General features: G+C 65.9%; 10 protein-coding genes. 5 read left to right on the top strand and 5 right to left on the bottom strand.

All coding sequences use genetic code 11. The features are described 5' to 3' along the window. Positions 1-134: 134 nt before the first annotated feature. Positions 135-1,298, bottom strand: coding sequence for an AraC family transcriptional regulator (locus Pla175_RS14385; RefSeq protein WP_145286256.1), 1,164 nt, complete (start codon positions 1,296-1,298; stop codon positions 135-137). Positions 1,299-1,567: 269 nt separating this feature from the next. On the opposite strand from Pla175_RS14385, the gene Pla175_RS14380 reads away from it, so the two are divergent. The 4 genes from Pla175_RS14380 to Pla175_RS14365 all read left to right on the top strand — a co-directional run bounded on the left by Pla175_RS14380 (position 1,568) and on the right by Pla175_RS14365 (position 4,883). Continuing rightward, a complete protein-coding gene (locus Pla175_RS14380; RefSeq protein ID WP_145286252.1) occupies positions 1,568-2,146 on the top strand; it encodes a phosphonate degradation HD-domain oxygenase in 579 nt (192 codons plus the stop codon). Positions 2,147-2,195: 49 nt separating this feature from the next. Then, entirely contained in the window at positions 2,196-3,365 is a 1,170-nt protein-coding gene (locus tag Pla175_RS14375) for a TIGR03364 family FAD-dependent oxidoreductase (RefSeq protein ID WP_145286248.1), read from the top strand. 12 nt (positions 3,366-3,377) lie between these two features. Beyond that, positions 3,378-4,247 carry a phosphonoacetaldehyde hydrolase gene (phnX, locus tag Pla175_RS14370; RefSeq protein WP_145286244.1) on the top strand — a complete coding sequence of 290 codons (870 nt, stop codon included), beginning with the start codon at positions 3,378-3,380 and terminating at the stop codon, positions 4,245-4,247. Positions 4,248-4,358: 111 nt separating this feature from the next. Continuing rightward, positions 4,359-4,883, top strand: a complete 525-nt coding sequence (locus Pla175_RS14365) for a nucleoside deaminase (RefSeq protein WP_145286240.1) — start codon at positions 4,359-4,361, stop codon at positions 4,881-4,883. Positions 4,884-5,202: 319 nt separating this feature from the next. Here Pla175_RS14365 and Pla175_RS14360 read toward each other — a convergent pair whose 3' ends face one another. Then, a complete protein-coding gene (locus Pla175_RS14360) occupies positions 5,203-5,436 on the bottom strand; it encodes a substrate-binding domain-containing protein (protein ID WP_145286236.1) in 234 nt (77 codons plus the stop codon). A 281-nt stretch (positions 5,437-5,717) separates the two neighbouring features. After that, positions 5,718-7,133, bottom strand: coding sequence for a Gfo/Idh/MocA family oxidoreductase (locus Pla175_RS14355; RefSeq protein ID WP_145286232.1), 1,416 nt, complete (start codon positions 7,131-7,133; stop codon positions 5,718-5,720). A 618-nt stretch (positions 7,134-7,751) separates the two neighbouring features. Between Pla175_RS14355 and Pla175_RS14350 the strand changes: the two genes are divergently transcribed. Continuing rightward, a complete protein-coding gene (locus Pla175_RS14350) occupies positions 7,752-8,837 on the top strand; it encodes an IS630 family transposase (protein WP_145286228.1) in 1,086 nt (361 codons plus the stop codon). 158 nt (positions 8,838-8,995) lie between these two features. Here the strand turns inward: Pla175_RS14350 and Pla175_RS14345 are convergent, their stop codons facing one another. Then, positions 8,996-10,258 (bottom strand): alkaline phosphatase D family protein, encoded by a 1,263-nt coding sequence (locus tag Pla175_RS14345; RefSeq protein WP_231953902.1) that lies wholly within the window; start codon positions 10,256-10,258, stop codon positions 8,996-8,998. A gap of 319 nt (positions 10,259-10,577) precedes the next feature. Next, complete coding sequence (locus tag Pla175_RS14340) at positions 10,578-11,324, bottom strand: 3-keto-disaccharide hydrolase (protein WP_145286220.1); 747 nt, start codon at positions 11,322-11,324, stop codon at positions 10,578-10,580. Positions 11,325-11,384: the final 60 nt, after the last annotated feature.

The following is an 11,384-nucleotide window of genomic DNA, read 5'->3' as shown; positions in this document are numbered from 1 at the left end:
GATTGGTGATCAAGTTAGGGGACGATTGTGAAGAAGGCGCGCAGGCACTGTGTTACTTGCGTGCGACCGTCTGCCGCGCGGCGCACAGCGTCAAATGCGCCGCGCAGCAGGAAGAGGCTTCCGGGGCCGCAGCGCTACGCGGTGGCCCCTGCGCCGCTGCGTTTACGGAAGTCCGACGGGGTGCGGCCCAGCTCGCGTCGGAAGGCGCGGGTCAGCAGCTCCGGCCGGTCGTAGCCGCACGCCGCGGCGATCTTCGTCACCGGCATCGGCGTATCGCACAGCAGCCGCACCGCCTCTTCGACGCGCACGCGGCGGATCTCGTCGCGCGGCGTGCGGCCCAGGTGCTCGCGGAAGCCCTTTTCCAACGAACGCCGGCTCAGCGGCACCTCGCGCAGGATGTCGGCGATCTTGATCGCTTCCTGAAAGTGGGCCCGGATGTAGCGGAGCGCGCTGGCCAGCAGGTCGTCCGGCACCGCCACGCGGTCGGTCGACTGCCGCACCACGATCCGCCGTGGGGGGACCAGCAGCGCCCGGTCGGGGAGGGGCTGGCCCCGCATCAGGCGGTCGAGCATGGCGGCCGCCTGTCGGCCCACCTCTTGCGGCGAGTGATCGATGCCGGAGAGAGGCGGGCGCGAGATCCGGCTGCTCAACGCGTCGTGCTCTCCGCCGAGCACCGACGCGTCCTGGGGCACCAAGATGCCGGCCTGGGCGCAGGCCTCGGTGACCTGTCGGCCCTGCAGGTCGTCGAACGTGAGCACCGCGACGGGCCGCGGCAACGACCGGAGCCAGCCCGCCAGGGCGTCGCGCTGCCGGTCCCACCCGCGGGCCGGCTGGTCGCCCGGGGAGTACCGCGGGCAGGCAAAGCCCGCCTGCTGGACCATCGCCACAAACGCGTCGCCGAAGCGGTCGTGGTAGAGGGGCCGGAGCGACGAGCCGCAGTACGCAAACTGACGGAAGCCCTTGCGGAAGAAGTAGTCGGCCGCCATCTTCGCGGCGGCGACTTCATCGCAGGTGCAGCGTGGGATCTGCTGCTCGCCGAAGGGGTACCACGAGACATTGACCGCGGGGGTCTGGGCCTCGATGAGCTGATCGGCCAGCTCCTGGTGGGTGATCCGCGCGATCACGCCGTGGCCGGCCCAGCCGTCGGGGAGCGTCATGCGGTCGTACTTGCCGCGCGGCTCGACGAAGAACACCCAGTTGCGGTCTTGCTGGCCGTAGTCGGTGATCCCCTCGATCAGCCCGGCGCCCCAGCTGGTCGCGGTGTCGATCAGCAGGGCGACGCGCGTCGGATCGGGCATTCGTTCAGCACTGCTTCGGGGCCGCGTTGTACGACTCGTCGTCTATCGCCTCCCGGCCTGGCCGCGGCGCGGTTCCGGAGGCGCCAGCCTATGCGCCCGCGGCAGTGTAGCGGGGCTTGGTTAAGATCGTGTGAACCGCAGTGCGTCAAATGTTTTGCGCAACGCGTTGCGCTTGCCGGCCGCCCGCGCGCTGCTAGGCTTGCCGCCATCGACGCGGGGGCCGCGCGGTCGCGCGGCGTGTGTTCCACCAAGCGAGCGGGTGACGAGGCATGGTAGACGGCAAGACGAAGTGCATCGACGAAGAAATCGGCGCCCTGTTCGAATCGCGGGGCGGCTCGCTCTACGGCGGCGAAGGGGTGACGCAGCTCGAGCACGCGTTGCAGGCGGCCGACCTGGCCGAGCGGCAGGGCGCCTCCAGCGAGCTGATCGCCGCGGCGCTGCTGCACGACATCGGGCACCTGCTGCATGACCTGCCGGACGACGCCCCCGACCGCGGCGTCGACGACGCCCACGAGTACCTCGGCGCCGCGTGGCTGGCCGCGCGTTTCCCGCCGGCGGTGCTCGAGCCGGTGCGGATGCACGTGGCGTCCAAACGGTACCTGTGCGCCGCCGAGCCGGGCTACTGGGACTCGCTGAGCGAGCCGTCGAAGGTTAGCCTCACCCTGCAGGGGGGACCGATGTCCGCCGACGAGTGCAGCGCGTTCCGCGCGGGGCCGCACTGCCGCGCGTGCCTGGCGGTGCGGCGCTGGGACGACCTGGCGAAGGTCGCCGGCCTCGAGACCCCGCCGCTGACGCACTTCTTGGAACACGTCCGCCGTGCGGCGCTGGGCGCACCCGCCCCGGCCTAGCCGACCGCCGCACCCGGCCCACAAGCCGTCAAACCGGAGCACCTCCCAGATGGGCGAAAGAGTCGCAGTGATCGGCGCGGGGATCGTCGGGGTCGCGCACGCCTGGCGTGAGGCGGTCCGCGGCGCCAGCGTAACGCTGTTCGAACGCGGCGGCCGCGCCGAAGGGGCGTCGGTCCGCAACTTCGGCATGATCTGGCCGATCGGGCAGCCGGCCCAGCGGCTGGAGACCGCCCTGCTGAGCCGTTCTTTGTGGAGCGAGTTCGTTGGAGAGACCGGCGTTTGGAGCGGCCCGTCGGGGTCGCTGCACGTCGCCACGCGTCGCGACGAATGGCGAGTGCTCTCGGAGTTTGCGGAACTGGCGCCGCGGTGGGGGTACGCGTGCCGGTTGCTCAGCGCAGAGCGGGTGCGAGCGCTCTGCCCGGCCGTGCGGTCCGAGGGCCTGCGGGGCGGACTCTTCAGCGACACCGAGATGGGGGTCGACCCACGCGAGGCGCTGGCCGTCGCCCCCCGCTGGCTCGCCGAGCGGCACGGCGTGGTGTTCGAACCAGAGACGACCATCGTTGAGGTCGATCTCCCCCGGGTGCGGTCGTCCACCGGCCGCAGGTGGGAGTTCGACCGGGTGACCGTCGCCAGCGGCGCCGACTTCCAGACGCTCTACCCCGACGTGTTCGCCGCCCACCGGCTGGGCCGCTGCAAGCTGCAGATGATGCGGACCGCTCCCCAGCCCGCGGGTTGGCGGATGGGCCCGATGATCGCGAGCGGGTTGACGCTCCGCCACTACCCGACCTTCGAGGCCTGCCCCGGCCTGCCCGCGCTCCGCCAGCGGATCGCCGCCGAGACGCCGGAGCTCGACCGCTACGGCATCCACGTCATGGCGGCGCAGAACGGGCAGGGAGAGGTGGTGCTGGGAGACTCGCACGAGTACGGCGCCGCGATCGACCCATTCGACAAAGAAGAGATCACCCGACTGATGCTCCGAGAGCTCAACGCCCTGATCGACCTGCCCGACTGGTCGCTGGCCGCCCGCTGGCACGGCGTGTACGCGGTGCAGCCTTCGGGCGACGTGCAGTTCGTCCATCAGCCGGCCGAAGGGGTCGCGATTGTCATCGCCACGGGGGGCTGCGGCATGACGCTGTCGTTCGGGCTGGCCGAGCAGATGGCCCAGCGGCGCGACCCGGCGTCGTGGGCCCAGTACGCATCCGCCGCACACACTCGCTAAGCAGGCAAGCCCATGATCATCGTTCCCCAACCCTCGCTGGCGGACGCGCCGCGGCGCGTGGAGGCCGTCGTGCTGGACTGGGCCGGCACGACCGTCGACTTCGGCAGCCGCGCCCCGATCCTTGCGATCCTGGAGGCACTGGAGCAGGCCGGCGTGCCGGTGACCGAGCAGGAGGCCCGCCGGCCGATGGGGCGCGCCAAACGCGACCACCTGCAGGCGCTGGTCGGGCAACCCGCGGTCGCCCAGCGCTGGCGCCGGGCCCACGGCCGCGACGCGAACGAGGCCGATATCGACCGGCTCTACGAGCGGTTCCTCGTCCGCCAGCCCGAGAGCATCGTTGGGTGTTCTGGGTTGATTCCGGGGTGCCGGGAAGCGGTCGACGCCTGCCGGGCCCAGGGGATCAAGATCGGCTCCAGCACCGGCTACACCCGCGGCCTGCTGGCGCCGGTGGCCGAGCGCGCAAGGTTCGAGGGGTACGCCCCCGACGTGATGCTGACGGCCGACGACGTCGGGCCGGGACGCCCGGCGCCCTGGCTGTGCATGGAGAACGCCAAGCGGCTGGGGGTCTACCCGATGCAAGCCGTGGTGAAGGTGGACGACACGCCGGCCGGCGTCGCGGCCGGTCGCAACGCCGGGGCTTGGAGCGTCGGGGTAGTCGCCTCGGGCAACGAGGTCGGCTTGAGCCGCGAGGCCTACCAGCGGCTGGGCGACCCCCAGCGCGAGCCGCTGCTCGAGGCCGCGCGTCGGCGCCTGGCCAAAGCCGGCGCGCAGCTGCTGATCGACACCATCGCCGAACTGCCCGAGGCGATCGCGTGGGTCAACGACCGGCTCGCAAACCCCGGTCGGCCCATTGGTCCTGAGGCCGCTGCCGCGGCCTCCTAGGCCCGCTTCTGGTTCTGGCGTAGCAGTCGCCGGCCCGCGGCCGCTCGGGTAGGATGCGCTCTTCTGCTGGCGGTCCAACCGAACCATCCACGCACGTGGGGACCAACCGCGATGAACACGCCCGACGACGCAACGCACCGCGAGCGGATGGCGGCGCTGCTGAAGTTCACGTCGACCTCGCTCGCCACCGATTATCCCTCCCCCTTTGGGGCGTCGATCTACGACCTCCAGAGCGGTGAGTTCGTCGCCCAGGCCTACGACACCGTCATCGAGCGCTGCGACCCGACCGACCACGCCGAGATGAACGCCGTCCGCTTGGCGACCCGCAAGCTCCGGCGGCTCTCGCTCGCCGGCCACATCCTTTACAGCACGTGCGAGCCCTGCCCGATGTGCATGTCGGCCTGCATCTGGGCCGAGCTTGACGTGGTGGTGTTTGGGGCGTCGACCCTGGAGGACGCCAACCGCTACTGGCCCCAGGCGTCGGACCTGACCCCCGAGGAGCTGGCGGGCCGCATGCGCCGCTCCCCGAAGTGCGTGGTCGTCCCCCACGTCGAGCGCTCCGGCTGCCAAGCGTTGTTCGCGCGGTGCGACCAGGCCCGCCGGGACCGGCGGCTCGAGCTCCCGCCGCACCGCTGAGACGCCCACCCCGGGACGCGGGGGGGACCGCTGACCCGCACGGCGCCGCGGCGACCATCGGGTCTCATGCGTCGCGATCGAGGCCGCCCCGGCAGGCTTGTCCGGTTGTTGGCGCACGCATTCTTCGACACCATGCCCCTACTGCGTGATCGGTCGAGCGCCGGTGGTGGTCCGCTCGCCCACGTAGGACCAGCGGGGAAGTGTCTCGGCGGACGGACGGGCGTCCCCGTCCGCCGGCGGGCGTCCTTGGTCCGCGCCTGGGGCGATGCATCTAGTCGCCGTGCGTCTGGACCAGGGCGAACCGACGCTACGCGGGGCCCTACGCGTTGGGGGCGTCGCGGTTGTCGAGCACATCGGCGTGCACCAATCCTTCGGAGGACCTCCTTATCATCAGCTTCGGCTTCGCGAGAAACGCCCCCGGAGTCGACTGCGGGTGCGCGAGCCGGTACTGCATGGCGCTCATCGCTAGGTCGGCGATCTCCGAGAGCGGCTGCCTCACGGTGGTAAGCGGGATGATGGCGTCGCCAATGCCCTTTTCGCGAACGAGATCCACGGACCAGTCGAGTTTGGTGACGATAATGTCCTCTGCCGTGGCGACCCAGGCTTGTTCGCAGCAGTGCGCGACGGGGCGTCGCCGTGCGGACCGCCCGCTCCCGATCGTAGTGGCCTTCTCAACTCAAACAGCTCGACCTTGAGATCCGACGTGTTGGTTGTAATCGGCACGCGCGTCGACGCGGTAACCGAATTGGAGCCGACAGGGGAGCCCGATGCAGCGACGGGCGCCGCAGTCCGATAACGCGTCGGGCGGCGACAATCGCGCCGTCCAAAGTCGCTCTAGAGCGACTCCCAGCCCTTGCGAGGCGGCGGGTCGAGTAATGCCTGGGCAACTTCGTTGTTGGTGATCCGTCTCAGTTCACGATCAAACACGAGTTCACCCCCGAGCCGTTGTGCGATCACGCCCAGATTGAAGACCTGCGTCAGCGGGCCGCTAACGCTGAACGGCGATCGCGACTCCTCTTCACCCTTACAAGCCAACAGGAAATTCTCATAGTGGTTGGAGTGGTCCCGCGTGAATTCTGGCAGCCTCAGGTCGCTTGCGGGTTCACCTGCCTTGCCAAGCAAGGACAGAGTCGCACCGTGGCTGCCACCCTTGAACGTCAAGTCCTTGCCGTAAATCACCTTTCCGGGACGCGCGACATCGGCGCGCCGGGTGGCCGTCTTTCCGGTCTTCTTGTCCGTAACCGTCTCGATATACTCGGACTCGATCTCCGGCTTGTTGTTTGTGCCGTCGTACCAGGTGACTTTGCATGCCGGCCTGTCGCCGCGCCGGGGAAAATCAAAGCGAATCGTAGACGCCTGTGGGTACACGAACTGGTTCGCACCTTCCCGTTTGACCGCCGTGATCTTATCCGGCAAGCCGAGTTCTAGGAAACGATGACTCGTGTCGAGGATGTGAGGCCCCCAGTCGCCGAATGCCCCGCTCCCGTAATCAAACCAAGACCGCCACTCTGCAGGGTGCAGTTTTCGACTGAACGGGTGCGCGGGCGCGGTCGCGATCCAGGTGTCCCAGTGCAGGCCTCGCGGAAGCGGCTCGGTTGGAAATCCGGCAATCGCCTCCCCCCAACCGTGCCAGCGGCGCCTCAAGGTCATATGTGCGGTGATGCGAGTAACGTCCTTGATCACGCCAGCTTCGGTCCATGCCTTGAATTGAAAGTAATTCCCTTCTGAATGTCCCTGGTTGCCCATTTGGGTAACCACCTTGGTTCGCTCAGCCAAGTCGATCAGCCGTTGGCATTGGCCGAATGTGTGTGCAAGGGGCTTTTCGACATAGACATGTTTCCCGAGCGACATGGCGAGCGAGGCGATCGCGAAGTGGGAATGGTCCGCGGTCGCAATCAACACGGCGTCGATCTCACCGGCCATCTGATCGAACATTCTCCTGAAGTCGGTGAAACGCTTTACGTCCGGATGGGCCTTTTGCTGGCCCTGCGTATGGGCGCCGTCGAGGTCCACGTCACAGAGTGCAACGACGTTGCAGAGCCCTGTCTTGACCAGCGACTGGAGATCCGATGCACCACGATTCCCAATACCAACTGCGGCCAAGTTCACCCGTTCGCTCGATGGCAATCTGCGACTTGGCGCCGCCGCGCGGAGAGGCTTTGAATAGGACGCCAGTGCGGTGGAAGCCCCGAGTATCGCGGTTGACTGAAGGAATTGACGTCGTGACCGGACCAGGGTGGATTGGTTCATAACTGGTTTCGACGGTGAGAGGCGAGGAATACGTGACCTAATAACGCGTGTATCACCAACCGGACAAGCACGTCGTGACGGCGTCAACTGCGAGGCATGCGACCCAAGAGATCTGCCGACGTTCTGGGGGCCCGTCGGCCGCGGCCGGCGGTTCTGCTCGGCGAGGGCTGGAGAGCCGACGACGTGGCGGCGGCGAGGGGGTCCGGGCTTTGGCGGCCGGGCCGCTGCACGTCCGCGCGAGCCGTCTGTCGGAGCAGCAGCGTGCCCGGCCGCGCCGGGTGTCGCGGGCCGGTCCCCGCAAGGCCGGCCTAGATACCGACGTGTGGACACTGCCAAGGGCCGCGCAGTCGATCCGGCAGACGTTCGGCGATCTGGCGCCACTCGACGCACGTGGGACGGATACTGCACGCCCTGGGGTTCTCTTTTTAGGAGCCCAAGCAGGGGGGCAAGGAGCAGGACTCCGCGGCGGTGCAGGCCTGGCGGGAAGCGCGATGGCCGGCGACAAAAGCAGGGCGTTCGCGATCAAGCTAGTGTACTGCGTCATTATTGCGTGAACATAAAGTGATCCCCCGGCGTAGCATGATGAGGCCTCACATCTCACCGGACGGAGCCTTGGTCATGCGGGTAGCGGTTGCGATCACGTTGACGGACGACGAGCGAAAGACACTGATGAAGTGGAGCCGCGGGCGCAGCACGCCGATGCGGCTGGTGAAGCGGGCCCAGGTGGTGCTGCTGGCCGCGGCCGGGAAGACCAACTTGGAGATCTCTCACGAGGTCGGCATGGCGCGTCGGCCGGTTGGGGTGTGGCGGAAGCGGTTCGCAGAGGGTCGGCTGGCGGCGATCGAGAAGGACGCCCCGCGGCCCGGCCGCCCCAGCCCCGAGCGTGACTCGCTGACGCGGCGGATCCTCGAAGCCACGACCCAGACCAAACCGAAGCACGCCACGCACTGGAGCACCCGCTCGCTCGCGGCGGAGCTGGGGGTGAGCGACGCGCGGGTCGCCCGCGTGTGGCGGGCGCACGGCCTGCAGCCGCACCGGGTCAAGACCTTTAAGGTGTCGAACGACCCTGACTTCGCCGAGAAGGTGCACGACGTGGTCGGCTTGTACCTCAACCCGCCGGAGCACGCGATCGTGCTGTCGGTCGACGAGAAGACGCAGGTCCAGGCGCTCGACCGGACGCAGAGGGGGCTGCCGATCCACCCCGGCCGCTGCGGGACAATGACACACGACTACAAGCGGCACGGCACGACGACACTGTTCGCGGCGCTGAACGTCGCCGAAGGAGTCGTGATCGACAAGTGCATGAAGCGGCATCGTCATCAGGAGTGGATCGCCTTCCTCAAGGAGATCGACGCGCGGACCCCGGCGGGGCTCGATCTGCACCTGATCGCCGACAATTACGCGACGCACAAGCACCCCAAGGTACAAAGCTGGTTGAAGCGTCACCCGCGATTCCACATGCACTTCATCCCCACCAGCAGCAGCTGGCTGAACCTGGTTGAGAGGTTCTTCGCCGAGCTGACCAACAAGCGGCTCCGCCGCGGCACATTCCGCAGCGTGCCTCAGTTGATCAAAGCGATCAAGCAGTACGTCGAAGATCACAACAACCACGCGAAGGGCCTGAGATGGACGGCGACCGCAGAGGAGATCCTCGCCAAAGTACGACGCGCCAGGGCTACGCTCGATAAGGTCACGTCTGATTGATGCAGTACACTAGCTTGGCGCCTATCGACGAACGGGGCTGCTTGCGGCAGCCGCCGGTGCGTCGCACCTGGCGCCTCACCGCCCTTCCTTCCCGATGGCTGCGCCGTCACGTGTTCGGATACTTCGTTGTGCATCGGTGGTTTTACCACAAGCCGAACTCAGGGCGTGAAGACCTTCTTAAACAAGGGTTCGCCGGTCATCGAGTAGAACTGACAAGCCAGCGAACGGTCCGCGGGGTCAAACCTTACCCCCAAGAACCCCCCCCGCCTGGCGCCGTAGGGCCGTCGGACTCCCTTGTAAGGCGGCGGCACTTGTTGGGTGTGATCGTCGCTGGTCGGACCGCAGCAGAATTCCGGGATGTTCCGGCCATTACGCTCGTCGACGGAGAAATACTGCCAATGTCGATCACCACAAATGATGATGATGTTGTCTAGCCCATTGTCCTTAACCCAGTCAAGGAAGGCCTGGGCCTCGTACCAGAACCCATTGAGATTTGCGTGATTGTCTCCTTTCATCGCTCGGTCCGGTCCGATGATCGGAGTCGGTGAAATCACGACCCGGTGGTCGGCGTCGCTGGCCAGCAGCGTTTGCTTCAACCACGCGGTCTGCTCGGCGCCCCAGATCGACTTGTCGGGTCCGTCCGTCTGGCTGTTGGGAGATCGAAAATCTCGACCCTCCAACATCCAGACCTGGATGCCTTTCCCCCACTTCACGGTCCGATCCGTCCGATCGCCCAGCGGGAAGACCTGCTTGAAAACCTCGATTCCCTGCTCGTGCGAAAGCCACGCCACGTCCAGCCGTTTGTTCCCTCGCGTCTGGGTGAGGACCGCCCCCGCACCCGCTTTCATCGGACTCACCCATCTCCCCTTCATGTAAGGGTCCGCGTCGTTGAAGCGGTAATCGTGATCATCCTTCATGAAGTAGGTCCCTACATCGCGGTGGTAGGCCTTCATCTCTGGTAGCCCGAACATTTTCTCGTAGGCCTGCCAGGCCGTCGGGACGGTCCTTGCCAAAGCCGACCCGTCGTAGTAGACCGTGTCGCCCGCCGAGATGCAGAAATCCGGCTGCTGCTCCGCCATGGCCGAATAGGTCGAAGCGCCTCTGACATCTTGGCACGTCGTCACTTGAAAATGGACAGGCGCCCGTTCGCTCGAAGGAGGCGCCGTCATGAAGGAGTGCACATCAGACCGCGTGACAGGAGCGCCAGCGTTCTCGCGCATTTCGACGCGGTAGAACTGACGCGTCGCCGGGGCCAAACCGTTGAGCTGGAACTTCAGCGACCAGTTGTTCCCCGGCAGCGCCTTCTTCCAAGCGGTCAACTTGGCGTCCGCCAGATCCGCTTCGGCTGCGTAGCGCAGCCTGGCCTCACCCTCCCGTCCCGGGATGGTCCCGTCCGCCAGCTGGTCTACGGTCGCGGTCAACCTAACGAGCACTGTTGCGCTGGTGTCGGTCATTTCGCCAGAGAACGCGCCGCCTCCCGCAAAGGGACCCGGGCCCTGAGCGAGGCAAGGCGTGAGCGAAAGAGCGGATGAGACGACGAGGGATCCAAAGCAGATTTTTCTCATCGGTACGGCTTCTAAATGGGCACGGCTGCTATTGATACGATCTGCTATTGATACGAGCTGCTATTGATACGAGCTGCTCACCGCTCAATCGATACTATCCGATGGGAATCTAGCTCTTGGCGATTGCTGCTGTGCGACGAGCCATTCCCGCCCTGAGACGCGATTCGCCAGTCTGTCATAACTCCGCAATCTTAAGATTTCGCCAATGGATGATTCCTTGCTGTCCAGCGTGTAGCTGCAAACCAATGAACCCGTTTGGAAACTCGTTCTCCTCATCGACCCAGTTTGCCGCCGGCATTCCATTCACCCACGTCTTGAATGCGTTTCCCGTTACCTTGACAGTAAGTCGATTCCATCCGTCACGATCGATGACGTCCTTCAATGCCTTATGCTCAGGAGCATTTAGGGGGTAAAACCACCCTCCACAGTTCTGCCCATAGATTCCGCCAGACCAACCCCGGCCTTTCTTGGCCAAGTCTTCCAATTCAGCCTGGGGTCCGATTACTGTGCTGCGTCTCGCATCTTTGCGCATCCTTGATCGGACCTGAACACCCGTGTTTCCGTCCTCCTCCCACTTCATCTCGCAAGTAAAAATAAAATCCTGATAGCCCCGCTCCGTGCACAAGAAGGTGCTTGAACCTCTGCCAACCGTTCCGACGATCTCGCCCCCTTTAGCCTCAAAAATCATGGTTCCTTGCATGACTTTCCAGCCAGCCAGGTCTCGGCCATTGAACAACGGGACAAACTCTGCGCTCTCAAGATTGGGCTCTCTGTCGGTATTAAGGAGTCGTTTGGCCTCGCTCCTGGGGCGTCTTGTGCCTGGCTTCTTCTGGCCATCAACAGGCGAATCCTGACCGAGAGCAGGGGAAGCCATCGCTATTGCAACGAGCGTAACCGCCAATATTTTCTTTGCCGTTTTCACAAATCTAGTCTCGCTTAGAAAAGGGGAAAAAGTCCCAGCAGGAACAAGGGGCAAGGGCCA

Source organism: Pirellulimonas nuda (assembly GCF_007750855.1).
GTDB lineage: Bacteria > Planctomycetota > Planctomycetia > Pirellulales > Lacipirellulaceae > Pirellulimonas > Pirellulimonas nuda.
The sequence above is the reverse complement of the archived record's forward strand: the minus strand, read 5'-3'. Positions and strand labels throughout refer to the sequence as shown.